Source organism: Flavobacterium ginsengisoli (genome assembly GCF_029625315.1).
Lineage (GTDB): Bacteria > Bacteroidota > Bacteroidia > Flavobacteriales > Flavobacteriaceae > Flavobacterium > Flavobacterium ginsengisoli.
On the sequence record NZ_CP121110.1, the window covers coordinates 5,076,962 to 5,101,184 of the forward strand.

A 24,223-nucleotide genomic window follows, 5' to 3' on the forward strand; every position below is an offset into this window, starting at 1 on the left:
TTGTAAAATCTGGAATGGAAGAACTTTTACGATTTCCATCTAGCCTTTCACTTCTCAATAAAAATCTAAAATCTGCAATCTAAAATCTAAAATAATCATGACGATAGAAGATCTTTTAAAAAGTAAAGTAATTGAAAATCCAATTAAGAGATTTAAAAAAGAATTGGAAGAAATTGTAAACAGTAATCTGCTTTCTAAATTACTTTCTGGAAAAAAACTGAAAAAAGAAGCGGCGGAGTTTGGTCTGGAACTCTTGAAACTTCAGGACAATTATTACAGCAATTATATTTCGCTTGGTTCTAAAGAAGCCGAAAAGTTTGCCGCTTTAATAAAAGAGAATATCTGGGAAGATAAAAACTATTACGACTTGTCGCTTTACTTTTTTGGTGAAGAAAATGTCGCATATGTAAAGGAAGCTTGGAACAGATTGCCTCAAAAAATGTATCAGAACGGGTATACGCGAAGAGCTTTTAGAGCGCCTAATCATAAAAGTTATCTTTTGGTAAATCAGATCAATTTTCTGCGTTCTTTGCTAAATGGACCTTACAAATACAATTATCAGGACAGCAGTACTTTTTATTATGATTTGAGTATTGAAGATGAAATTCGTCACGATACCGAGATTTCAAATTCTATCAATAAATTTATGGTGTGGTCTTCGGCACTGGATGCTGGCAAAGAAGGACTTTTTCAATTGTTTGAAGACATTATTTTTAATAAAGATACACACGGAAAAGTTTCGAGAAATATCATCAAAGCTCTTTTAAATAGCGAAAAACAACAGCATTGGGAGTTGGTAGAAAAACTGCTTTTGGCGGCTCAGCGTCAGGAAGGTTTGCGCCAGACGATTCTGGAGGCTTTAGACGAAACGAGTATCGGCGCTTTGCAATACATGATCAAAGTGCTTATTGATAATAAACTGACTCGTTTTTCATCGGTTGTAAGAGCGATTGACACGTGGACAGGTTTGGGTTGGGATTCTGAAAAAGAAACTACGGTTCGAAATATTATCGAGTTGGCTTCGGGTTATTTTACCAAACCAGAAACGATTCCGAATGGCGTAAAAAGCAAAAATAATAACGAAGTCTATATGGCGCTTTGGGTTCAAGGTGTTTTGGATGTCGAGAAAACGGTTCCGTATCTGCATGAATTATTAGAAAACGGTTCGGTCGAAAAGAAATCGCTGGCATTAAAATTTGCTGGAGAAACCAACGATCCTTATATCGAAATGCCTCTTTATTTTAAAGCATTAGATGATGAGAATCTGCAGGTTTTAGCCTTTGCAGTTCCGAGAATGAATGCTTTGTTGGAAGCCAATACAAAATCGAAATTCTATATCGAAAATGCAGATTATCCGAACTTTTTTGATAAAGTTTACAATCTTGCACAAAACATTACTGAAAAAGAAAAAACTTTTGAAGGAAAAGTATTTTCGTGGTTAAATGTAAAGTTTGAAAGAGATACGCTTTATGCCGCGGCGATTAATTTGGTTGGCGATAACAACGAAAGATTAGAAGCGGTTTTACAACATTTTGAAGGCTTCTCAATCAACTTAAGAGAGAAACTGACGAGAAATTTATTGGGAAGTTTTTACAGCTATTCTTACTATAGCAACCAAAATAATCAAACCAAAACAGAACCAACTGAATTTCAAAGAAATTTTGCCCTACGAATTTTAAAAGACAGAGGAGAATCTCTTGTGGCTTCGGCGGTTAATGTTTTAAAAGATTTGAGTTTAACAGAAGATGAATTAGCTATTTTTCAGGAATTATTTAAACGTAAAAATTCTAATTTAAAGAAAAATCTAACGTCGATTCTGATTAAACAAGAAGATCAGAAAGTTATCAATTTTGTAGATCAGACCGTAGAAAAAGGAGATTTAGAACAACGTATGTCTATGCTAGACGTTATGCTTCAGCTTCAGAAAAACAATAAACTAACGGATAAGGTTAACGATTGGGTAAAAGACTATCTTCAAAGACCAAAAATTACCGAGAAAGAAACCAAATTTATTGAGCAGTTAGAACCTTCAAAAAAACAAGATCTTTTAAGCGCAGAAAACGGTTACGGATTTTTTACGCCAAACGAAATTTCTACTTATGAACTTCCTAAGGTAGGAGCAGATTCTTTGTATGCAAAAGCGGTAAAAGAACATCAATACGGTTTCTCTAAATCGATGTCGCATATTAAAGACGAAATTGCGAAGCTTTATAAATTGTTTGAAGAAAACAGAAATTACGAATACGAAATTGAAAACTACGATAATAGCAAATCGACGGTTTTATTAGGGAACTCTTTTAGACCATTAAAAAATCTAAAAGACGAAAAGAATTCAGAATTGGCGACAACCAATTATCCGTTGTATGGAGTTTGGGAAGAATGGTTTAAAAATTCAGGTTTAGTAGAACGAGATTTGTTTTTACTGACATTTGTAAGCAATTGTGACCGTAAAATTTGGCGTGATTTCCTCGAAAAACATGTTTTTTATTATAAAGAATTACTGCCTCATCCAAACAAAAGAGGTTACGATTGGGACAATGCGATTCTGAATATTTTGAATGCGCTGCAAGTAAAATATGCTTTTGAAGAAAAAACAGATTTCTTAATTGACGCTTGTGCCATTTTGTATGCAGATCTTCCAGAATCTGTAAAAGAGTTTGAATATGTGCCTGGTAAAAATGAATATTATTACAATAACAATAAGGGAAACGGCTGGCAAAATCAGAACTTTTTTGATGTTTATCTAAACAGAATTGACTTAGGAAACGTAACTGCAGAACAAGAAATTAAGATATGGAATCTGTACAGATGGAGACAGTTAAATGGACTGGAAAAAAATATTTCGTACTGCAAACCTTTTGTTCAGTTATATAGCGCTGCATTTGAACAAAAGTTAATTACCGAAGGTGAATTGTATGAAGGTATTTTGGATCCAGAAAGAATTTCATTTTTAACAGGCGGAAATAGAAATTACAGAAATCAAGGAAGCGAAGACTTATTGGCTAGATTTCCATTCTTAGTTTCGATGATAGATAAAATTCGTGAAACATTTTTGGATGTTGAGGTTAAAAGAGGCGATTCTAATACTGCGGTAACACATTTGGTGCAGAGTTTCCAGAAGATTGTTGGTGCAAACCGTTTGGTCGAATTGATTACAGCGCTTGGAAAAGCAAGTTTGTATAAAGGCTATATTTACTCGTGGAGTTACACCGATTTAACGAAACAGAAATTATTTAGTTTCTTATTGAAAAGATGTTATCCGTTAGAAACTGATACGCAGGAAAGTTTTAATGCTTTAATTAAAAAAGCTAAAATCTCCGAAGAAAGATTGATTCAGACTGCTATTTATGCGCCTCAATGGCAAAAGTTTATCAGCACTTATTTGGATTGGAATGGTCTGGATGAAGGAATTTGGTGGTTTCATGCGCATACCAAAACGGCGTCTTACAGTGCTACAAATTCAGAATTAGAAAGTGAAGCGACAAGATTTTCGACTTTAGATTTGCAAGATTTTAAAGATGGTGCTGTAGATAAAGATTGGTTTACATCGGCTTACAAGAAATTAGGAAAAGCAAAATGGGAACTTTTATACGAATCTGCAAAATACGTAACAGACGGAAACGGTCATCGTCGCGCGCGTTTGTATGCAGACACGATTACGGGCGATTTAAAAATTAGAGAAGTTACCGCTAAAGTAAAAGACAAACGTGATCAAGATTATTTAAGAGTTTATGGATTGGTTCCGTTAAGTAAAGCAAGTCCAGAAAAAGATATTTTGGCGCGTTACGAGTATTTACAGCAATTTAAAAAAGAAAGCAAAGAATTCGGTTCGATGAAACAGGCGAGCGAAGCTTTGGCAATTCGTGTAGCTTTGGAAAACTTGGCAAGAAATGCGGGTTATCCAGATCCAGTTCGTTTGACTTGGGCAATGGAAACGAAACAAGTTCAGAATATTTTATCAAAAGAAACCGAAGTGGTTTTAGATGATGTTACAATTAGTTTGGTGATCAATAAAGAAGGAAAAGCTGATTTGGTTACCTATAAAGCAGGAAAAGAATTAAAATCGATTCCGCCGAAATACAAAAAAGACAAAGGAATTCTAGAACTGACGAATTATAGAAAAACCATGCGCGAGCAATGGACTCGTTCAAGAAAAGGCTTGGAAGAAAGTATGATTCGTGGCGATGAGTTTTTATTCGCAGAAATGCAAAACCTTTTCGAGCATCCAATTATTTCAAAACATCTAGAGAAATTAGTTTTTATTTCTAATGACAATCAGATTGGTTTTTATGTCGATGGAAGTTTAGTTACCGGTTTAGGAGAAATGATTTCGTTAAACGAAAAGCAGACTTTTAGAATCGCACACTGTTTCGATTTGCATAAAAATAACGTTTGGGTAGATTACCAGAAATATTGTTTTGATAATAAATTGCAGCGACCTTTTAAACAGATTTTTAGAGAATTGTATGTTCCGACGCCAGATGAATTGAAAGAGAAATCGGTTTCAAGACGTTATGCAGGGCATCAAGTTCAACCGAATCAAACTTTGGCTTTATTGAAAACAAGAGGCTGGAAAGTAGATTACGAAGAAGGATTACAGAAAGTTTTCCATAAAGAAGGATATCAGGTAAAAATGTACGCGATGGCAGATTGGTTTTCGCCTGCAGATGTTGAGAGTCCGACTTTAGAAACTATCGAATTCCATTCTTTAAAAGATTATAAAAATATTGCTTTTGAAGATATTAATCCGAGGATTTTCTCAGAAGTAATGCGTGATATTGATTTGGTGGTAAGCGTTGCCCACGTTGGTGGTGTAGATCCAGAAGCGAGTCATTCTTCTATCGAGATGAGAGCAGTATTGTTAAGAGAAACATTGCGTTTATTCAAAATCAAGAATGTTGAAATTACTGGAAACCATGCCATCATCAAAGGACAATTGGCAGAGTATAGCGTTCATTTAGGAAGTGCGGTTGTACATCAGATGCCAGGTAAATATTTATCGATATTGCCAATTCATTCGCAACACAGAGGACGTTTATTCCTTCCATTTGCAGACGACGATCCAAAATCAGCTGAGGTTATGTCTAAAGTTTTATTGTTTGCCAAAGACAATGAAATTCAGGATCCGACTGTTTTGAATCAGATTGATAAGACGTATGCTTAATAGTTAAGTTTCAGAAATAATAATTTTAACATTTTTAATGTGAAATGTTAAATTAAGAAATAAAATATTACATTTGTTCCCGTAATTAAAAAATAGAAAAATACATATGAGACTTTCAATAGCAAAATATTTTGACCGCTTAGCAGGATCACTTCCGGCTAAAGTATCAGGATGCAATATGTATTTTTATGAAATTAAAATGTAAAATTTAGAGTCAAACTCATCATAAAATAAAAAAGCGTCCTCGAAGTAGGGCGCTTTTTTTGTTTTTAGCCATTTCGAATTCGTTTAAAAAGCACTTCGACTTCGCTTAGTGTGACAAAAAGAGGACAAAAAATGATTGAAATACAAACCATAACTAAAAAAAACTAAAAAATAATTGACCAAAATGTTTAATGATTAATCAAAATAGAGAAATATAGTATTGGAAAGTAATCTGATGAGTAACAGTCATTTGATACAAAATAGAGATCTGCATCAGTTTGCGGACAGGAATTTCCTTGTTTTAATTTAAGGCCTAACTAATTGATAATCAAAAAAATAATCTTAAAAAATATTTGGAAATATGATTTTTTCGACTTTATCTTTGCCAAACAAAATTGAAACACAGCGTTTCAAATAATAACAAGAATTTTAAAATATAATACAGCATATAAAAATGGCTTTACAAAATAAAATATCATACGGATTACCACTAAACGCAAGATTCGATCTTGGACGTTTCGCAATGCAGGTGCATCAATATAGGCAATAGGATAGTTATATCACGTTGAATTTTGTAAAGCACCTTTGATCAGGTGCTTTTTTTATGCCCAAAAATAAATGATTTTGTAGCTCAGTTGGATAGAGCGTCTGCCTTCTAAGCAGATGGTCGAAGGTTCGAATCCTTCCAAAATCACTTGTTCTCTAGAAGGAACTGGCTCATTGGGGTTACTGGCTAACCTTCCCGACTGTCTCTCGGGAGAAACGGGTTCGACTCCCGTATGAGCCGCTTTTTTAAAGTTTCTAAGTTGCTGAGACACTAAGATTCTAAGGTACTTAAATAGACCTGGGAAGATAACGGAGGTTGTTTACCCGCTTTGGATGCGGGAGGTCGCAGGTTCGAATCCTGCTTCCCAGACAAATGAAATGGTTTTTAAAGTTGCTAAGATTCGGATTTAAAAGTTAAAAAAACTTAGTCCCTTAGCATCTCAGCAACTTAGAAACTTAAAAAAAATGCAGGAATGGTGAAATGGTAAACACGGCTGATTTAGGATCAGTTTCCTGAGAGTTCGAGTCTCTCTTCCTGTACAAAATGAAAAATTAAAAAATATACGATGAAAAAGATAAGCACATTATTCGCCAAAGATCCTAATGATTTAGGAAGGGTAGTAGATAAAATTAATATTGAAAACAAATGGGTTTTTGATGGAGAAGCCATTGCAACTAGAAAATTTGATGGTACATCGGCAGCGATTATAGGCGGTGAAATATTTAAAAGGTTTGATGCTAAAAAAGGAAGAGCAATCCCGATGGGTGCAATTCCTTGTCAGGAAGCTGATCCAAAATCAGGTCATCATCCACACTGGTTAAAATGCGACCGTTCAAAATCGGAGGACAAACATTTTTTTGAAGGTTTTGATGGATTAGAAAGTAAAGTTGACGGAACCTACGAATTATGTGGACCAAAAGTTCAAGGTAACTCTGAAAATTTTGAGAAACATACATTGGTAAAACACGGAAGTGAAATACTTGATTTTGTAAGTCTTGATTTTAAGGATTTAGAAGTATTCTTATCAGAGAATGACATTGAAGGTATTGTTTTCCATCACATTTCAGATGAAAGAATGTGCAAATTAAGGAAATCAGATTTTGGTATTAAACGATTAAAACTAGAATCTGTGTAAAAAGTAAATAACGCTAAAAAGTAAAAAAAATGAAAGAATTATTCAACCGAATAGCCCTTGTTGGAATTGAACAAGAAGAATATGATGTTATAAAAGCCAATTTTTCAGGACACATTATTTGGCATCAGTTTATTCCTAAAATCGTAGTAAAAGATGGAGTGCTTTATATGGAAAAAACAAATGGAGTTGGAATGCTTCCGGTTGATAAAGTGGTTTATTACGGAATTTACGATAATGATTTCGATTTTATTACTGGTTTAGCAATTTGGCGAGGAGACTGTTATCCGAATGCGGCAGCAATGCTTGACTGTAGATTTAAGATTCCGTGTTTGGTAAAAGCATTATCTCTTTCAAAATTTAGTGCACCTCGTGGGTTTATAAGTGTAGGAGCTTCTGTAAATATTGCCAATGATACGGTTGCCAAATGGGGTAATTGGCATTGCGGCGAGAATAAACATCGTTTTACAGGAGAATGGGAAAGCCAATTTACGGCTACAATTGAACCCTATTATGAAGGAGAAGCCGTTCGTATCATGATGATTGGAGATGTTTATTGGCAGATTAAATTAGAAGGAGACGATTGGTTAAAATCTATTCATCCTGACAATGCAGGTTTTATGCCTGTTGATGAAGATTTGCTAGCAGATACAATTCATATAAAAGAAACTCTGCAAATGGATATGATTGGAAATGATTATATCGTTGCAAAAGATGGTTCTAAATATTTATTAGAAGTAAATCATATTCCGAACATAACTCGATTTGATGAAGTAAGAGAAGCTTATTTATCGACGGTTATAGAATGGATTAATTAAAAAAAATATCCTGCGCAAAATAATTGCGCAGGATCATTTGAATCTTTGTTTAAGAAACAAAAACGTTCTTTAAAAAATGAAATGATATCAAAGGAAACTTTGATTAAAAATATCAAACAAGCCTTGTTGGGTGTTTCTGTATAGCACTATTGTAGCAGACTTTTCGCGAAAGCGTATTATGTTTTTCTATGCAGCTTGGTTTGGAGGTTTTGATGGTTTTCCAAAAAATTATCGCACAAGGGATCTGAGGGTTGTGGGTTCGAATCCCATTCACAGTAATGTGGTAGCTCAATTTGGATAGAGCATTGGATGTGTTATGCAGGTTCGAATCCTGCACCGAACGCGTTTCGGTTGGACGAATCCGGTAAGTCGACGGGTCTCAAAAACCTGTAACAGTAGAGACCATCACTCTTAAAAAGATGACCATTAGAAAAAACTGATTTGTCTTTGTCAGTGAAATTAGGATTTTACAATCTGATGTTTCACACTCTGATAAAGCCAGTGCAAATAGAAATGTGTTTTGAAAAGTTTGTTTTCTTTTTGATTTGATTGTTAAGAGAATTTGGGGATTCTTTCAATAAAATAGAATCAGAAATAATTCAGACAGACAAAGAACAAACTATTCGACCGTTTTTCTTAGAGGAGAAAGGCAAAGAGGTTTTTTTATTTAGCAAGAAGAAAGAAGAAAGATAATAGAGGTTATAGATTTCAAAACTTGAAACATTAAACCTGAAACAAAATATAATTATGATAAAAAAGAATTAAAATCGAGACTTACCAAGTGGGCTTGGTGTTCGAAAATAGAAAATTAGAAAAAGTCTTAGAAGAAGGATTACACTGGATTTTTGGAAATAAAAACATTATGATTTATGATCTAAATGGATCTTTTCAGGCTCCTTTTGAGTTGGATATTTTATTGCAAAATGAAGTGTTAGTATCTCTTTTGGAAGTTGTTGAGGTTGCCGATAACGAAATTGTATTACAATTCGTAAAAGGAAATTTCAAAGAAGTTTTAACGCCAGGAAAATATGCTTTTTGGAAAGGAGTTGTAAAAAATGAATTCATTAAAGCAGATTTGTCTAAGATTGAAATCACAGAAAATATTCCAGTAAACTTATTGGAAAATGTTAAGATGAGATACTTTACAAGAAAATTCATTGTGGCAAGCAACGACAAGGCTTTGTTATTTGTGAATGGAACTTTTGTGAAAGAATTGAAATCTGGAACACATTATTTCTGGAATAACGCCATTACAATCGAAGTAAAAACTGTCGATACAAGACAGCAAGCAATTGGAGATTTCCGCCAAGAATTGTTGACTAAAGATAAAGCAGGATTGAGAATTAACTTTTTTGTGAGATACCAAGTAGTTGATATCATGAAAGCTTTGACTGAAAATAAAGATTTTGAAAAACAATTGTATGTAGCAATGCAATTGGCTTTAAGAGCTTTTGTTGGAGGCTTGACTTTAGATGAATTGTTAACTAAAAAAGATGCTATTGCCGAGGCTATTTTAGAAGAAGCAAAAACTAAAATCGAAGATTTAGGTTTGAAAATTTCTGATGCTGGAATAAGAGATGTAATTCTTCCAGGAGATATGAAAGAAATCATGAATCAGGTTTTGGTTGCGGAGAAAAAAGCGCAAGCCAACAGCATTATGAGAAGAGAAGAAACTGCTCGCAACAAGAAGTTTGCTTAACACAGCAAAGCTGATGGAAGAAAACGAAATGTTGTGGAAGTTGAAAGAGATGGAATACGTTGAAAAAATCGCAGATAAAATTGGTGAAATCACTATTTCTGGCGGCGGAAACGTAATTGGTCAATTAAAAGAAATCTTCGTAAAGTAAAAGAACCATTAGCAGTAAATGTTGATTGTTTAAGTTTAATAATAAAAATTTAAGGATGAATCAAGAAATAGGATTTGGGTCGGCCCATAAAGGTCAGACAGATACAGTGGAGTTTAGTGAATCTTCGTTTGTCTCGATTATCGAAGCAGATTTAGAATGCATTAGCCTATGGAATGAAAAGGTAAATTTTCGGAAAACCATATATATCATTTAGAGATATTTCTCTAGTAAAGCAAGCGTGCTTTTGAACTTTTGTGATATTGGATTTCCCAGAAAAGCCTTCAATTTCCTGAGATTCCCAAGAATTGCAAAAGAAAAATACCATGCAAAACAATACACTAGAAAAATATAAAAAAGCAATTAGAAATAAATACGAGACAGAAAAAGGCGGTCAATACTTTGATTATTTGTACAAGCCTTCTCGTGGTAAACTTCGTGATTTGTGCTGGCTTATTTTCGAGAATAACCCAACCCAAGATGATTTGAATGTTTTCAAGAATCTTCTGGGCTTAGATTTCGATCATACCAAAAAGAACAAGTTTAAGGAAAAGAAAGATAAATTCCGTCCTATAGAAACGTTCTTAAAAGGAGAGACAGATCCATCAAATATTGATGCTATAAACATGGCGACTATTTTGGTTGATTTTGAGCCACGTCCTTTCAAAAAGTTTTATGAAACTTCTAAAAAAGAAGAAACAAAACCAGTTAAAAAGCTTGAGAAAGCTAAAGCAGTTTTTGAAAAAAAGAACTCTGAAAAAAGAGAAAAGCCTGAAAAAAAGTCTAAGAAAAGAAGTTTCTTTCTAGATATTAAAAGCATGTTTTTCTGATGAAAACAGAGAAAACACAATAGAAACCATCAATATAAAATTGGTGGTTTCAAATTAAAAATTTAAAAAATTAATGAATCAAAAAATATTTTTTACGTCTGATCATCATTTTGGTCACACGAATATAATTAGGTTTAGCGAACGGCCTTTTGCCTCGGTAGAAGAGATGGATCAGGAACTCATTAAACGTTGGAATGAAAAGGTGAGTCCGCGAGACATTGTCTATCACTTAGGAGATATTTCGCTGGCAAGACCAGAACGAACAAAAGAAATTTTAGACCAATTAAATGGTTCTATTTTTCTTGTAAAGGGCAATCACGATAAATCGGCATTGAGTTATGCAAAACGATTTGAATGGATTAAAGATTATTATGAATTAAGTGTTGAAGATGCAGATGCACCAAACGGAAGGCAGAAAATAATCTTGTTTCACTACGCAATGAAAGTATGGAGAAGTTCTTTTAGAGGAACATGGCATTTATACGGTCACTCTCATGGTCATTTGTTTGATGATGAAACTTCTCGATCGTTTGATGTTGGTGTTGACTGCCACAATTATGAACCTCTTTCTTATGATGAGGTAAAAGCCATTATTTTAAAGAAAGATTGGAAAGCTCCTTTTGGAGACAGAGAATTGTAAAATTTTTAAAAATTAAAAAAATGAAAACTACAGATAAAATTATTATTATCGATTTAGAAGCCACATGTTGGCAAGGTGCTGTCCCGAGCGGACAGCAAAATGAAATTATTGAAATTGGTTTAGCTGTATTAGACACAGAAACAGGAGCAATTTCGAAGAATAGAGGAATATTAGTAAAGCCACAACGTTCAACCGTTAGTTTGTTTTGTACGGAATTAATCACCATCACTCAGGATTTACTTGATAAGAACGGAGTTAGTTTCGAAGATGCCATCAATGAGCTTGTTGACGATTATAATCCTGATTTGTATACTTGGGCAAGTTACGGTCAATATGATTTGAATATGCTGAAAAAACAATGTAAATCGTTTGGTGTTTCGTATCCAATGGGAGAGGAGCATATCAATGTAAAAGAGCATTTTGCCGAAAAGTTTGGCTTGGTTAAACCAACAGGAATGAATGGTGCGCTTGCATTGCTGAATATTCCGTTAGAAGGAACACATCACCGCGGAATTGACGATGCCAAAAACATCGCTAAGATTTTGAATTGGTGCCTTAAAAATTAGAATTTAATTTGTTAATCGCAGTTATTAAAAAGAATAGCTGATAACTGTAGAAAACTGTAAATCGTTGTATTTGCAGTTTTTCGCATTTTCTACAATTGCTATAAATACATTAAATCCATTCTCCTGCAGCATTGTAATCATCTGGAAGATAAGTAAGATATTGCACCATTCTTGGATTCTCTCCTCTGTTGGGTGTTGCGCAATGCGGCAGTGCATTATGCCAGATTATAAAATCACCGGCATCTCCTGTAATTGGTTTTGGCTGTAAAGTTTTTAAAGCTTTTTCTCTAGCATTTTCATTCGGTGCAAGTTGATCGAGCCATTCATTAATCTGGTTATGAAAACCAGGAACACAATGAAAAGCGCCATCATTTTCTCCGCATTCGGTTAAATACAGTAAACCTTGAAGGCTATAAATAAGCGGTTTTTTTAAACTCATATCCCAGTGCAACGGACTTCCAAGAAAAGTGAAATGTTCTGTTTCCGGAGGATTAAAACTTACTTTATCAATAGTTTTGTAAATTTTATTGGTTGTGTAAAGCTGTTCGTAAGCTTTTTTTATTCTTGGCGAAAAACGGTTACGATTTAAAGTTTCGTGATCCGAAAAATTAAGCATCAATCCTTTTTGTTTTTCATGACGTTTGTACCAGCTTTCTTTTTGATTTGGATCCATTTCTAAATAATCCCAAATTGCGTTTTGTGTGGCTCGGCAATCTTCTTTAGAAATGGCATTTTTAACTACTATATAACCGTTCTCATTCCAAAATTGAAGATCTTCTTCAGACAATACATTTTCTATTAAATCCTCTATTTCTGAGGCAGCATTTCGTTTTCTGTTATTAATCCATGTCTTGAAAGTTTCAAAATCTGGTTTTTCAGAATATAAAAAGAATAAAGTATCTTCCATGGCAATACCTAATTGGTACAATGTTTTAATTTCGTTGTCCCAATTGGTAAGATCTGGATTCGTGTTTTCTGGATTTACAGCACGGTTCCATAATTGTTCGAGAATTGTCCAAGGCATACTTTTCAATTTTAGTTGAATGAAAACATAAAAATACGGGAATTATAATTTTGGGGTTAAAGTAAAAATACCCGTTTTTTTTGATACTAAAAAAGGCTATCCTATTGAGATAGCCTTTAGAACAAAATCTTTATCAATTAAACAGCAACTGTATTTTGAGTTGTTTTTGGTGCTTTTACAAATTTGATATAAATGAGAAGTTCAACAAACGGAATCAAAAGAAAAAACAGAAAAAAATCAATTCGTGTTTTAGAATTCCATAAAAAACAAAGTTCTGTACCGATTGTAATTTTCGCCCCATTTCTGATTGTAAGGAGAGTTCGATCTTTTGAGGTTCAATTTGATCTAGTTTTGCCAAAGTAGCTTTAAAATCGGCATAATTAATGTCTTTTACATTTTTCATGTCGGCTTTTTTGTCGACAGCCTTCATAAATCCGTAGACGCAAGCACTGTAAACATCCGATTCGTATTTTTCAAGCAAGTAAGAAGTCGAAGAATTTTTAAAGTTATCTAAAGTGCTTAAACCGCTATTGTTTTGTTTGATATAAGATGCAAATGCTTTAGTAAGCGTTTTACTGGCATCTTCTGAAGAATTTGAAAGCAATTGCAAAGCATGCAAAAAATCTTTTTTCTCTTTTTCAGATGAAAATGTGGTTCCAAAAGTGTTAGAATAAATCTTAGCGGCAATGTTCTTGTTTTCAGCTGCGTAAAATAGAATGCGTTCCATAGAACAAGCCAATCATTGTCATAAAATAGAGAATGACAATTAGGAAATACGGAATCCAGAGTTTGGCAAACCAGTTATAATATTTTTTGTCGCGGTAAAAGAAATTTTTTCGATATAAAAAGACATTGAAAAGAATGCCTAAAATAATCCCGAGAACAATAAATAAAACAATCCAAAGTATAAACCAACCGATGTTAGGCAGGATAAATTGTTTTGAAAACTCCCAAACTTCTGACCAATTTATATTGTCGATATATTCTTTCATTATTTTGTTTTTAGTAGATTAAAAATAGTTAAAAAATATTCAGACAAAAAAATATTCAAAACTAAAAAAAGGCCATCTCATTGAGACGGCCTTTTCGCTTTGGTTATATTATTTTGATTTATTAATTGTTTCCGTAGATTTTAGCATAAAGGTCTTTGTAAATCTCTTTAATAATTTTTCGTTTCAATTTTAAGGTAGGAGTAAGTTGTCCGCCATCAATTGACCAAACATCTGGAGTTAGCTCAATGCGTTTCACTTGTTCCCAGTGACCAAATTTTTTGTTGATGTTTTCTACTTCTTCATCAATTCGTTTAATAACATCTGGATTTGAAGAAATTTCAGCATCTGTACTTCCTAAAGTAATTTTATGAATTTTAGCCCACTCTTTTACAAATTCAAAGTTGGGTTGAATAAAGGCTGCAGGCATTTTTTCACCTTCACCAATAACCATAATCTGCTCAATAAAGCGAGATTGTTTCATGGCATTTTCAATCATTTGTGGAGCGATATATTTACCTCCAGAAGTTTTGAACATTTCTTTTTTACGATCTGTAATTTTCAAGAAACCTTCACTGTCAATTTCTCCAATATCTCCTGTATGGAAATAACCATCGATAATTGCTTCGGCCGTTTTTTCAGGATCTTTATAATAACCTAACATTACGTTTGGTCCTTTTAATAAAATTTCTCCGTCTTCAGCAATTTTAACTTCAAGGTTACGAATTGGTTTTCCAACAGTTCCAATTTTAAAACCTCTGTTTCTTTGATCGTTAACTGCAATTACAGGTGATGTTTCAGATAAACCGTAACCTTCCATAACTGGAATTTCTGCAGCGACAAAAACTCTCGTTAAACGTGGTTGCAAAGCAGCGCTTCCAGAAACCATTAAATCTAGATTTCCTCCCAAACCTTCTTTCCATTTGCTAAAAATTAGTTTGCGAGCAATTTTTAATTGGAACTCATACCAGAATCCGTTAGCTCCGTATGGTTCGTATTTCAAGCCTAAATCAATAGCCCAGAAAAACAGTTTTTTCTTGATGCCAGTTAATTCGGCTCCTTTAGCATAAATTTTATCGTAAACTTTTTCTAAAAGTCTTGGTACAGCTGTAATGACAGTTGGACGAACTTCTTTTAAGTTGTCACTAATTTTATCGATCGATTCTCCAAAATAAACTGAAACACCATAATATTGATAGATGTACAAAATCATTCTTTCAAAAATATGGCAAATAGGCAAGAAGCTTAATGCAGTGCTTTTTCCTGGATCAAACGGAATTCTTGGCGCACTGTCCAAAACATTTGACACAATATTTTTGTGAGAAAGCATAACTCCTTTTGGTCTTCCTGTTGTTCCAGAAGTGTAGATAATAGTAGCTAAATCATCTGTTTTGATGCTGTCTTTTCTAGCTTCGACTTCGCTTTGATTGCTTTCGTCTTCACCAAGTGCAAGTAAATCTGTCCAGTGTTTGCAACCTGCAATTTCATTAAAGGAATACACCTCTTTTAAAGTTGGCACATTTGCTTTTATGGCATTTACTTTCTGTAATACTTCTTCATCAGAAACAAAACAGTAAATGCTACCGCTATGGTTTAAAATATATTCGTAATCTTCTTCTGCGATAGTTGGATAAATAGGAACATTTTGAGCACCAGTCTGCAAAATACCAATATCCATTATATTCCACTCCGTTCTGTTGTTCGAAGTAATTAATGCGATTTTATCATCTTTCTGAACGCCCATACGCAATAATGCTCTCGAAACAGCATTTGCTTTTGCAATATATTCTTGGCTAGATGTTTTTTCCCAGACTCCATTTTTTTTGGTTGCAAGAGCAACTGGAAGGTTGTAAGTTTCTTGTTGATAATAGGGAAAATCAAAAAGGCGTGTGATTGAAACCATGTTTAATATATTGAATTTTATTGCAAATTAAATAAAATTTGGGTATGATTTTCAGTTTTATAAAATTTAATGGGAAAATTTATAGAGACTATTAAAAATCAACGAAAACGTTTTCTTTTTCGCCGTGAAATTTCCAAAAAATCAAGAAAAATTTAATTTGAAGATGCTTTTAAAAGTTATTGCACGTTATAATCTTCGTAAGTTTTTACTCTTTCGCCCATTAAAAACATTTTCTTTTTGGCAAAATGAATAGAGAATTGAGAGTAATACCATTCTTCACTGTCATTTGGTCTGTACCAAAATGTATAAGTTGCACTGTTGAATCCTTCTTTAAAAACAGGAACACCTTCTTCTGTGCATTCTATTCCCCAGTTTATTTTTTGTTTGCTTAAATCTTCGGCCTGAATAAAACCTGTTCCGTCTGGATTTAAAACTGTAATAGGCTCTTTTTGGTTCAAAGGTGCAAAAGTTCCTGGAACTGGATAACCAATAGTTGTGGTAATGTAACGTTCTTTAGAATTATGGATGATCTGATCAACGTGTACTTGTGAATACGATTGAAAGGCAGTAAAAAATAGTGTGACCACTAATAAATGTAAAAATTTCATTCTATGTAGGATTAAGTGTTTTCGGGCTTAAAAAAATCTGTCGAGCTGATTTCTTTTGGCGAATATAATTCAATTTTTCAATAGAATAATAGCTTAAAAATACAAGAATGAAATTTTTCTTTTTTTATGATTCTATGTCAGTTTTTACTCCGTCGAAAACTGATTTTCTAGTAATTTTTCTTTGAAATCTGATCTAAAGGTATAAGCAAACGTTATCATTAAAGCTCTTGTATCAGATTTTGAAGTTCTATTGCTTTTAAATAATAAAGTATTGTTTTTATAACCGCTTTCTAATGTGTTAAACATATCGGTTACAACTAAGCCTAATCGTGCATTTCCTTTTCCTAATTTTTGCTGAAATCCCATATCTACATTGTAAATCGGGATTCTTTTTCCTTGTGGAGTTGCAACAGCAGAATTGTAGTTTCCTATAATTTGTAGTTTTCCATCTTTCCACGGCACAAAGTTATTGATCACTTTTCCATACCAACTGAATGCACTATTGACAACATCTTCAGATTGTGGTAAATTGGTTGCACTAATGTTTTGCTGAAAAGCCGTTAAACTAATATTGGCATCATAAAAAGAGAATGGTTTTAGACTAAAAATACCTTCAACTCCATAAGTAACCATGTTTCCAATGTTCTGAGGCTGTAATAAAACAACTCCATTATCTTGCAATGTGGAATATTGTCTTATGGTATTGTTAGCATTTCTATAAAAGGCATTTCCAGAAAGCGAATATTTATCCCATTCTTTATTATAATTTAATTCTACAATATGAATAATTTCTGGTTTTAAATAAGGATTTCCACTATGAGGATTTAATGCATCGGTAATATCAACAAAAGGATTTAAATCATCTAAATCTGGGCGATTTATACGTTTACTATAACCAAATTTTAAAAATTCGTCAGATTGCAAATTCAATTGAACAGATGCCGAAGGGAAAAGTTTTAAATAATGATTAGAAAAATTATCACTTCCATTTTCTGTTTTTCCATTATTTGAAACTTGTTCAGCACGAAGTCCGACATTATATTTCCATTTCTGATTGTCCTTTGAACCAGAGTACGAATTTAAAAGTCCATAAAAGGCATTTATTTGCTCATTAAAATCAAAAATATTACTCGCAAGCGGATTAACTACATAATCGCCATTAATTAAATCAGCGGTTTGAAAATCAGAATTAAAAAATCTAAAAGTTCCTTTATAGCCTGTTTCAATAGTTGATTTTTCTGAAATTGGAAAAGCATGATTTACAATAGCATTCGAAATATTTTCTTTCCCATAATTATGTGTTTTTTGCCAAAATGTGTCACCAATCAGCATTCCATTTTCATCGTAATTATTGGTATCGATATTTGTGTTTTCTCTGCCAAAATTGAAAGAACTGGTAATGTTTGCATTTAAACTTTTTCTGTCATCAGAAAATTTTCGGTCATAATTTAACGAAAACTCTGCAGCTTTAGCTTTTTGAATTTCTGAAGAATGGCGTTGGTTAGCAGAGAAAAAGGCATCTGAATCGTTATAAACATTCGTTTTTAAAGTCTCTTCATTGTCTTTGTTCTCAAGATTTCCAAGTGCTTCAAAAGAGAAAGTGTTTCTTTCGTTTGGAGAAAAATCAAGATTGAATTTTAGATTTTGTAAACCTTCTGTACGCTGGTCACTTCGAGTCTGATGGATATAATGTTCGTCTTGAATAAAATAGTTCGTTCGGTCGCCTTCAATACTTTTTGTTCTTCCTGCAAAACGATTGTCGTAAGCAAGGCCAACATTCCATTTGTCGTTTTTATAATTTAAAAGAGCAGAGTCGCTTAATCTTCCTTTTGCTCCAAAACCGCCACCAAGAACTGCAGCACCATTTATTCCGTTTAGATTATTCTTTTTAAGTTTGATATTGATAATGCCACTTTCTGCATTAGCATCGTATTTTGCAGTCGGACTTGTAATGATTTCGATGCTTTCAATACTGCTTGCAGGAATCTGATTCATATCAGTAATAGCAGAATTTTTCCCATTGATTAAAATCAAAGGCGTTTTTCCTCTTAACGAAATGGCATCATCAGCATCAACCGAAACTGTTGGAATATTTTTTAGCATATCAATTGCTGTTCCTCCTGATTGCGAAATATTTGAAACCGCGTTAAAAACAAAACCTTCTGCAGTTTTTTGAATCTGTTTTTTCTGTGAGTTTACAACTACAGTATTAAGCTGATTTGCATCTTCTTGCAAAATGATAGTGCCGAGTGAAATAGCCGTGCCTGTATATTTTATCTTTTTAGTATTTATTTTAAAACCGATTAATTTAAATTGAAGCAGATATTCTCCAGAAGTTACATTTTCTAGAGCGAAATTGCCGGAAACATCTGTTGTGGTATAATTAGCAGTTTTTGTTGAATCGGCTGTACTTTTTAAAATAACATCAACAAATTCTATAGGGTTTTTTCCGTCGGTGATGGTTCCTTTTATTGCTGTTTTTTGAGCAAAAGAAAATTGGCTTAAAGTAAATAAGAGAATTGGGAGGTATAATTTGCGTATAATATTTTTCATGAAGCAAAGATATTTATCGCAGTAAATGAAGCTTTAAAAATAGCCTTAAGATATCATTAAGCTATTCTTATATGTTAATTAGAGTATAATTAATGAAGAAAAAAAAGCTACGACATGGGGATAGCGTCGTAGCATTTTTTTATGTCCGAATAAACTTAATTTTTAGAATAAATTGGTATAAACAATCTTGAAGCCGAAGATGATGCATATTACCGAAGAAATTATTATTAAGGCATATTGCAATTTTTGAGATTTGAGAATGCTCTTTGTAAACGGAATACTAAATAATCCAGCGAGCGATAAACATTCCTATTATAGAACCAATTCCGAAAATTAGGATATATAGTAATCCTTCTATTGGAGTTTTCATTTGCGAAATAACTAAAATAACCAAAGATCCGCTCCCTGCCAAACCATGAACCAGTCCTACACCAAATGCCGTTTTATAATTTGTTGATTCATCAAAATGAGCATGTTTAAAAGAGGCAATAGGATGGGAATGATAGTAGGTGTGAGCGTGCATGTGTGTATGCGTAACTCCGTTACTGTGCGTATGCTCGTGACTATGATAATACGTGTGCGAATGTTTTTTCTTGTACAATAATTTAAACAAACGAATTATTCCCAGCACAATAAGCATCAAACCTACAATGGCTTCGAGATAGCTAAATATATTTTCGCTTATCGAAATTTTAAAGCCAATCATGATAATGCCGATTAAAAAAATTGTGGAAGTATGGCCAACACCCCAGAACATTCCATCTTTTAAAGCATCTTTGATTCTATTTCTATTAGTAACCAAATTATTTACAGCCAGTAAATGATCAGCTTCAAAGGCATGTTCTAATCCAGCGTAAATTGTAATCAGAAATCCAATCATAATTTTTTACAAATAATTAAAATAGGCCGCGCAAGCACCTTCAGAAGAAACCATTGGTGCGCCTAAAGGATTGGAAGGTTTACATTTTTTTCCAAATTCAGGACATTCATTTGGTCTTTTATGTCCTGTTAAAATTTGTCCGGCAATACAGTATTGATCTGTATTTTTGTGCAAAGTTGTGATCAAAAACTTTTGGCTAGCATCATACATTTTATATTCTGCTCGCATTACAAGTCCGCTGTCTTTAATTACACCAATTCCTCGCCATTCCTGAGTTCCAATTTTAAAAACACTATCAACAACTTCTTTGGCTTTTACATTGCCTTCTTCTTTTACTAATCTGGTATATTGATTTTCTACGTTGTGTTCTCCTTTTTCTAATTGAACTACGGTATGATAAATGGCCTGAATCATATCGGCGGGCTCAAATCCTGAAACCACAATAGGAATTTTATATTTTTCAGCTATAGGATAGTAATCTCCGAGCCCAACAATCGTACATACATGACCCGCTCCTAGGAAAGCATTAATGGTACAAAACTCATCAGATAAAATAGCTTCCATAGCTGGCGGAACCAATACATGAGAGACTAATAAACTAAAGTTAGTAAGCCCTAATTTTTGAGCATAGATAACAGCCAAAGCATTGCTTGGTGCGGTAGTCTCAAAACCTACAGCAAAAAAGACGACTTCTTTATCTGGATTTTTTGAAGCAATATTTACAGCTTCCAAAGGTGAATATAAAATTCTAAGATCTCCTCCTTCGGCCTTTGCCTGAAGCAAGCTTTTAGAAGATCCAGGCACGCGAATCATATCTCCGAAAGAGCATAAAATGACACCTTTTTTCAGTAATTCTATTGCTTTATCAATTAATGAAATTGGAGTAACACAAACGGGACAACCTGGTCCGTGGATCATTCTAATATTTTTTGGAAGCAAATCTAATAATCCATTTTTGACCAATGAATGTGTCTGACCACCACAGATTTCCATTATATTCCAAGGTTTAGTGGTAATTTTATGAATTTCATTTAAATAATAATTTACTAGTTCGGGATTTCGATATTCAGAAAGATATTTCATTTCAGACAATGTTTAAGAGCTTAATAGTAAACACTAAAGTAGAGTTGGGCTGTATCATTGGCGGTGCGCCAATCTCGGCATACGCAAGATGATGCGGAATGTAAATTTTCCAACTTGATTTTTCGGGCATTAATTGTAAAGCTTCCTGCCAGCCTTTTATGGTTTCTGATACACGCATTTTTTGTGGTCCAGAATCTTTAGTAGAATCGAAAACGGTCTTATTTAATAAAGAACCTTCGTAAATAACATTTACTGTATCTGATATTTTTGGAATTTCGCCTGTGCCTTCTTCTAAAATTTCATATTGCAAACCGCTGGCTAGAGAAGTAATTTCTTCTTTTAAAGCATTTTTCTCTAAAAAAGCAGTTCCTATTGCGGCATTTTTTACTTTTAGTTCTTCTTGTAAGAGGGCAACATAATTATTGAAAATTTCAATAGAACGTTTTGGAGAGATTTTTTCACTTGATTTCTCAAAAATAGATTTCATGCCGTCAATAAAATCTTCATACATTATTTCTTCAAAACCAATGTCTTTAAGACTCAATGCCATAACAACACCAGTAGAGTAAGAAATCTTGTCTTTTTCTTCTGTTTTCCCAATATGCCCTAATAGTTCAAGAATATCCATGTTTTAATTTTTTTAAGTGTAAATAATGACTCAGTTGTCCAAATGAAATGTTTTCGTCATTAGGAGAAAGCATTTCATGAAAATGCAGTTTGTATTTTGGTTTTAAATGATCAATTATTAAATCAATAAGGACCGTATTTTGAAAAACGCCGCCACTAAATGCGAGATGTTTTGATTTTTTGTGCCTAGCTATTTTTTCAATGCATTTAACTAAAGTGTAATGAAAATTTAATGCGGCGTTTTCTATCTGGGTATTGTTTTTTACTGCTTTATTGAGATTTAACAAAAGTGTTTTTGTTGGAATCAGATTTGTGATTTTCTCGTCTTGAAGGTAATCTTTCAATTTTACAGTAGATTTACTAAAAGCTTCTTGAGCTAGTTTTTCGAGATACATTCCAGCTTCGCCTTCAAACAAAATTGGATTTTTGAAGCCCAATATAAAAGCAGCGGCATCAAATAAGCGTCCCATCGAAGAAGTTTTTATTACACTATTTTCAATATGTTTCGAATAAATTTTGATTTCGTTTTTATTGAAAAGTTGCTGAAAGTGATGATTGTTTCTGCTAATCGAGAATGCTTGCTATTTTTGGATTCCTAGACATTTGATCGCCTAAAATCCACGGAAAATATTCTAAATGCCCAATTCTGTTAATCTGTCCAAGATTATATTCAAAAAATTCACTGCCAAATATCTCTGTATTGCTTCCAAAACCTGCTCCATCCCAAATAACTCCTAATATTTTGCGCTTTTTCCATAAATTTTTCTCACCCAAAATAGCAAGCAAAGTGTGCTTCATGATGCTGTATTGTAAGCGTTTCTATAGTTTTGTTTTCGAATGTGAAAGCTGAAATTTTATTGGCAGATTGGTAACTGGGATGCGGGTCATAAATAATTTTTTGTGGTGAAAAATTGAAAAAAGTCAAATAGCTATTAATCTTTTTTTCAAATCTGTTATAAGTATCATAATTTGCAAGATCTCCAATGTATTCGCTTATGTAGGTCTGTTCGTTTGGTGTAATTGTAATAGTATTTTTTAGATCTGAACCTAAGCAAAGCAGTTTTTCTGACCTCGGAGCTAAAAAAGACAAATTGAGATTTGGAGCAAGACCACGCGCTCGGCGCAATATTACTTTTTGCTTATGCTTTTTTGAAAATTTTAATATAGAATCATCTTGCGAATGTTGAATTTCTAAATCATGATGTAAATAAAAGTCGGCAACAGAATTTAATGATTTTAAAGCTTCATTTTGGTTCATACAGATTGCTGCGCCATTAAAGTTGCCACTAGTTGCTACAAATGGTTTTTGAAACAAGTTTGAAATTAAATGTAAAATGCCAGAATTAGGCAACATAGCGCCAACAGTTTCGATAGCTGGACTGATTTCTGTAATAGCTAAATCTGCTTTCTTTTTTAGCGGTAAAATTACAATTGGAGCTTGGCAGGAAGTGATTGCTTTTTTTTCTGCTTTCTGACAATACAGATAATTTTCTATTTGTTTAATGTCTTTAAATAAAACTGCAAATGGTTTTGTGAGACGTTTTTTTCGGTTTCGTAATTCTAGAACTGCTTTAGGATTTGTTGCATCACATAAGAGTAGGTAGCCGCTGATGTTTTTTACGGCAATGATTTTTCCTGCTGTAAGTTTTTCGCAAAGAGCTTCAAATATTTCTTTATTTGTTCCCTTTGTTATGATTCCTTTATTGTCTGTAAATGAAATTCTTACACCACATTCAGGACATGAATTAGTCTGAGAATGAAAACGAATGTCTTTGGGATTATTATATTCCTCAAGACATGTTTTACACATTTTAAATTCATTTAAACTTGTGTTTTCTCTTTCGAAAGGAAACTTTCTAGCAATAGCATATCTTGGTCCGCATGACGTACAGCTTATAAATGGATAAGAATAACGTCGATTATTTGGATCTAAAACCTCACTCTTACAGTTTTTACAGATTGCAAAGTCAGGAGTTAGAGGAGCATTGATTGCGATGTTTTTCTCAGTTGGTCTTATAGAAAAAGTATCAAATGTTTCATCGCTTAAAATTTCTACAATCTCAATGTGTTTTATTTTAGCATTTTTAGGATGTTTTTTTTAAGCTCTTTATAAAATTCAGTTACAGTAGGCGATTTTTCCTGTACTATGATAATGACTCCATTTTCATTATTAGAAACATAGCCTTTCAGATCATAGCTGATTGCCAAATTATATACAAAGGGACGAAAGCCTACACCTTGCACACTACCTGAAATTGTTATTTGAAATGTAGGATTCAAAAAAAGTGAATTATGTATTTTTAAAATTTTCAATTTGCTGAATAATCTGAAGGGTAACCTTTTGGATTGCTTCATCTACCTTTGGTGAAAGGTTCATAGACATAGGTTCCATTTTTAGGATTGTAATTGTGTACAGAGAGATTTCGGGCATGACATTCAGCATTGATAAAATGTCAACCATGTCTTTAAGTCCAAAATTATGTCCGCTTAATGCAGTTGGAAAGTCTTCTGAAAAACGAGGTTTTAAGAGCGTAATCGTTCCTTCATCTTTACCATCCATCGTTGCATCTACAATGATTACTTTTTTATGATTCTCTATATAAGGAATCAAGGTAAAGCCACCTGTCCCTCCATCAATAAATGAAATGTTTTCAGGAAATTGGTTTTTGTCTATTCTGTTTATAAAATGCACGCCAACACCTTCGTCTCCCATTAAATAGTTTCCAATTCCAAGTACTAAAATCTCATTTCCATCTGTGTGAAACTCATCTATTTTTTTTGCAATAATTTCTTCCTGCATATATTTTATTT

At 33.3% G+C, this 24,223-nt stretch carries 22 protein-coding genes, 4 tRNA genes and 1 pseudogene; 12 read left to right on the top strand and 15 right to left on the bottom strand.

Going from position 1 to position 24,223, the window contains the following annotated elements:
- Nucleotides 1-97: 97 nt before the first annotated feature.
- The 12 genes from P5P87_RS24155 (at nt 98) to P5P87_RS24210 (ending at nt 11,745) form a co-directional block, all read left to right on the top strand.
- The gene (locus P5P87_RS24155; protein ID WP_278020870.1) at nt 98-5,164 is read left to right on the top strand and encodes a DUF4132 domain-containing protein; all 5,067 of its coding nucleotides are present in this window, start codon (nt 98-100) and stop codon (nt 5,162-5,164) included.
- Nucleotides 5,165-5,988: 824 nt separating this feature from the next.
- Nucleotides 5,989-6,062 (top strand) — tRNA-Arg (locus tag P5P87_RS24160).
- 20 nt (nt 6,063-6,082) lie between these two features.
- Nucleotides 6,083-6,155 (top strand) — tRNA-Asp (locus P5P87_RS24165).
- Nucleotides 6,156-6,212: 57 nt separating this feature from the next.
- Nucleotides 6,213-6,284: transfer RNA gene (locus P5P87_RS24170), tRNA-Pro, on the top strand.
- 97 nt (nt 6,285-6,381) lie between these two features.
- Nucleotides 6,382-6,454: transfer RNA gene (locus P5P87_RS24175), tRNA-Leu, on the top strand.
- Between the two features lie 26 nt (nt 6,455-6,480).
- Nucleotides 6,481-7,050, top strand: a complete 570-nt coding sequence (locus P5P87_RS24180; RefSeq protein ID WP_278020871.1) for a hypothetical protein — start codon at nt 6,481-6,483, stop codon at nt 7,048-7,050.
- A gap of 29 nt (nt 7,051-7,079) precedes the next feature.
- Nucleotides 7,080-7,865, top strand: a complete 786-nt coding sequence (locus P5P87_RS24185; protein WP_278020872.1) for a hypothetical protein — start codon at nt 7,080-7,082, stop codon at nt 7,863-7,865.
- Nucleotides 7,866-8,646: 781 nt separating this feature from the next.
- On the top strand, nt 8,647-9,564 hold the full coding sequence (locus P5P87_RS24190) for a slipin family protein (RefSeq protein WP_278020873.1): 918 nt from the start codon (nt 8,647-8,649) through the stop codon (nt 9,562-9,564).
- The gene (locus tag P5P87_RS24195) at nt 9,557-9,712 is read left to right on the top strand and encodes a hypothetical protein (RefSeq protein ID WP_278020874.1); all 156 of its coding nucleotides are present in this window, start codon (nt 9,557-9,559) and stop codon (nt 9,710-9,712) included. The genes P5P87_RS24190 and P5P87_RS24195 overlap by 8 nt, the downstream gene beginning before the upstream one ends.
- 323 nt (nt 9,713-10,035) lie before the next feature.
- A complete protein-coding gene (locus tag P5P87_RS24200; protein ID WP_278020875.1) occupies nt 10,036-10,539 on the top strand; it encodes a hypothetical protein in 504 nt (167 codons plus the stop codon).
- Nucleotides 10,540-10,612: 73 nt separating this feature from the next.
- Entirely contained in the window at nt 10,613-11,179 is a 567-nt protein-coding gene (locus tag P5P87_RS24205) for a metallophosphoesterase family protein (RefSeq protein WP_278020876.1), read from the top strand.
- A 20-nt stretch (nt 11,180-11,199) separates the two neighbouring features.
- Nucleotides 11,200-11,745: a 3'-5' exonuclease gene (locus P5P87_RS24210; protein WP_278020877.1), complete on the top strand. Its 546-nt coding sequence runs from the start codon at nt 11,200-11,202 to the stop codon at nt 11,743-11,745.
- A 109-nt stretch (nt 11,746-11,854) separates the two neighbouring features.
- Here the strand turns inward: P5P87_RS24210 and P5P87_RS24215 are convergent, their stop codons facing one another.
- From P5P87_RS24215 to P5P87_RS24280, 15 genes and pseudogenes are all read right to left on the bottom strand, one after another.
- Nucleotides 11,855-12,769 (bottom strand): phytanoyl-CoA dioxygenase family protein, encoded by a 915-nt coding sequence (locus tag P5P87_RS24215; RefSeq protein WP_278020878.1) that lies wholly within the window; start codon nt 12,767-12,769, stop codon nt 11,855-11,857.
- Nucleotides 12,770-12,983: 214 nt separating this feature from the next.
- Nucleotides 12,984-13,496 (bottom strand): hypothetical protein, encoded by a 513-nt coding sequence (locus tag P5P87_RS24220; RefSeq protein WP_278020879.1) that lies wholly within the window; start codon nt 13,494-13,496, stop codon nt 12,984-12,986.
- On the bottom strand, nt 13,468-13,761 hold the full coding sequence (locus P5P87_RS24225; RefSeq protein ID WP_278020880.1) for a hypothetical protein: 294 nt from the start codon (nt 13,759-13,761) through the stop codon (nt 13,468-13,470). The genes P5P87_RS24220 and P5P87_RS24225 overlap by 29 nt, the downstream gene beginning before the upstream one ends.
- 121 nt (nt 13,762-13,882) lie before the next feature.
- The gene (locus tag P5P87_RS24230; protein ID WP_278020881.1) at nt 13,883-15,661 is read right to left on the bottom strand and encodes an AMP-dependent synthetase/ligase; all 1,779 of its coding nucleotides are present in this window, start codon (nt 15,659-15,661) and stop codon (nt 13,883-13,885) included.
- A 176-nt stretch (nt 15,662-15,837) separates the two neighbouring features.
- Nucleotides 15,838-16,269, bottom strand: coding sequence for a hypothetical protein (locus P5P87_RS24235; protein ID WP_198856453.1), 432 nt, complete (start codon nt 16,267-16,269; stop codon nt 15,838-15,840).
- Between the two features lie 144 nt (nt 16,270-16,413).
- Entirely contained in the window at nt 16,414-18,822 is a 2,409-nt protein-coding gene (locus P5P87_RS24240) for a TonB-dependent receptor (RefSeq protein WP_278020882.1), read from the bottom strand.
- Between the two features lie 280 nt (nt 18,823-19,102).
- The gene (locus tag P5P87_RS24245; RefSeq protein ID WP_278020883.1) at nt 19,103-19,702 is read right to left on the bottom strand and encodes a HoxN/HupN/NixA family nickel/cobalt transporter; all 600 of its coding nucleotides are present in this window, start codon (nt 19,700-19,702) and stop codon (nt 19,103-19,105) included.
- A 6-nt stretch (nt 19,703-19,708) separates the two neighbouring features.
- Nucleotides 19,709-20,785: a hydrogenase formation protein HypD gene (hypD, locus tag P5P87_RS24250; protein WP_278020884.1), complete on the bottom strand. Its 1,077-nt coding sequence runs from the start codon at nt 20,783-20,785 to the stop codon at nt 19,709-19,711.
- A 1-nt stretch (nt 20,786) separates the two neighbouring features.
- Entirely contained in the window at nt 20,787-21,413 is a 627-nt protein-coding gene (locus P5P87_RS24255) for an FKBP-type peptidyl-prolyl cis-trans isomerase (RefSeq protein ID WP_198856449.1), read from the bottom strand.
- On the bottom strand, nt 21,400-21,981 hold the full coding sequence (locus P5P87_RS24260; RefSeq protein WP_422854107.1) for a Kae1-like domain-containing protein: 582 nt from the start codon (nt 21,979-21,981) through the stop codon (nt 21,400-21,402). The genes P5P87_RS24255 and P5P87_RS24260 overlap by 14 nt, the downstream gene beginning before the upstream one ends.
- Nucleotides 21,977-22,210: a Kae1-like domain-containing protein gene (locus P5P87_RS24265; protein WP_278020886.1), complete on the bottom strand. Its 234-nt coding sequence runs from the start codon at nt 22,208-22,210 to the stop codon at nt 21,977-21,979. Before P5P87_RS24265 ends, P5P87_RS24260 begins: the two co-directional genes overlap by 5 nt.
- Nucleotides 22,179-23,222 (bottom strand): Sua5/YciO/YrdC/YwlC family protein, encoded by a 1,044-nt coding sequence (locus P5P87_RS24270; protein ID WP_278020887.1) that lies wholly within the window; start codon nt 23,220-23,222, stop codon nt 22,179-22,181. Before P5P87_RS24270 ends, P5P87_RS24265 begins: the two co-directional genes overlap by 32 nt.
- A 96-nt stretch (nt 23,223-23,318) precedes the next feature.
- Nucleotides 23,319-23,486 (bottom strand): annotated as a pseudogene (locus tag P5P87_RS26250) (hypothetical protein); the annotation flags it as partial.
- On the bottom strand, nt 23,483-23,692 hold the full coding sequence (locus P5P87_RS24275) for an acylphosphatase (RefSeq protein WP_278020888.1): 210 nt from the start codon (nt 23,690-23,692) through the stop codon (nt 23,483-23,485). The gene P5P87_RS24275 and the pseudogene P5P87_RS26250, both read right to left, overlap by 4 nt.
- A 10-nt stretch (nt 23,693-23,702) precedes the next feature.
- Nucleotides 23,703-24,212 carry a HyaD/HybD family hydrogenase maturation endopeptidase gene (locus P5P87_RS24280; RefSeq protein WP_278020889.1) on the bottom strand — a complete coding sequence of 170 codons (510 nt, stop codon included), beginning with the start codon at nt 24,210-24,212 and terminating at the stop codon, nt 23,703-23,705.
- Between the last annotated feature and the right edge of the window lie 11 nt (nt 24,213-24,223).

Bases quoted from the DNA above. Each gene is read 5' to 3' on its own strand.
- P5P87_RS24180 (WP_278020871.1), top strand. From the start codon at position 6,481: ATGAAAAAGATAAGCACATTATTCGCCAAAGATCCTAATGATTTAGGA.
- P5P87_RS24245 (WP_278020883.1), bottom strand. From the start codon at position 19,702: ATGATTGGATTTCTGATTACAATTTACGCTGGATTAGAACATGCCTTT.
- P5P87_RS24155 (WP_278020870.1), top strand. From the start codon at position 98: ATGACGATAGAAGATCTTTTAAAAAGTAAAGTAATTGAAAATCCAATT.
- P5P87_RS24280 (WP_278020889.1), bottom strand. From the start codon at position 24,212: ATGCAGGAAGAAATTATTGCAAAAAAAATAGATGAGTTTCACACAGAT.
- P5P87_RS24225 (WP_278020880.1), bottom strand. From the start codon at position 13,761: ATGAAAGAATATATCGACAATATAAATTGGTCAGAAGTTTGGGAGTTT.
- P5P87_RS24215 (WP_278020878.1), bottom strand. From the start codon at position 12,769: ATGCCTTGGACAATTCTCGAACAATTATGGAACCGTGCTGTAAATCCA.
- P5P87_RS24270 (WP_278020887.1), bottom strand. From the start codon at position 23,222: ATGTGTAAAACATGTCTTGAGGAATATAATAATCCCAAAGACATTCGT.
- P5P87_RS24255 (WP_198856449.1), bottom strand. From the start codon at position 21,413: ATGGATATTCTTGAACTATTAGGGCATATTGGGAAAACAGAAGAAAAA.
- P5P87_RS24210 (WP_278020877.1), top strand. From the start codon at position 11,200: ATGAAAACTACAGATAAAATTATTATTATCGATTTAGAAGCCACATGT.
- P5P87_RS24185 (WP_278020872.1), top strand. From the start codon at position 7,080: ATGAAAGAATTATTCAACCGAATAGCCCTTGTTGGAATTGAACAAGAA.
- P5P87_RS24265 (WP_278020886.1), bottom strand. From the start codon at position 22,210: ATGAAGCACACTTTGCTTGCTATTTTGGGTGAGAAAAATTTATGGAAA.
- P5P87_RS24220 (WP_278020879.1), bottom strand. From the start codon at position 13,496: ATGGAACGCATTCTATTTTACGCAGCTGAAAACAAGAACATTGCCGCT.
- hypD (WP_278020884.1), bottom strand. From the start codon at position 20,785: ATGAAATATCTTTCTGAATATCGAAATCCCGAACTAGTAAATTATTAT.
- P5P87_RS24240 (WP_278020882.1), bottom strand. From the start codon at position 18,822: ATGAAAAATATTATACGCAAATTATACCTCCCAATTCTCTTATTTACT.
- P5P87_RS24235 (WP_198856453.1), bottom strand. From the start codon at position 16,269: ATGAAATTTTTACATTTATTAGTGGTCACACTATTTTTTACTGCCTTT.
- P5P87_RS24230 (WP_278020881.1), bottom strand. From the start codon at position 15,661: ATGGTTTCAATCACACGCCTTTTTGATTTTCCCTATTATCAACAAGAA.
- P5P87_RS24205 (WP_278020876.1), top strand. From the start codon at position 10,613: ATGAATCAAAAAATATTTTTTACGTCTGATCATCATTTTGGTCACACG.
- P5P87_RS24200 (WP_278020875.1), top strand. From the start codon at position 10,036: ATGCAAAACAATACACTAGAAAAATATAAAAAAGCAATTAGAAATAAA.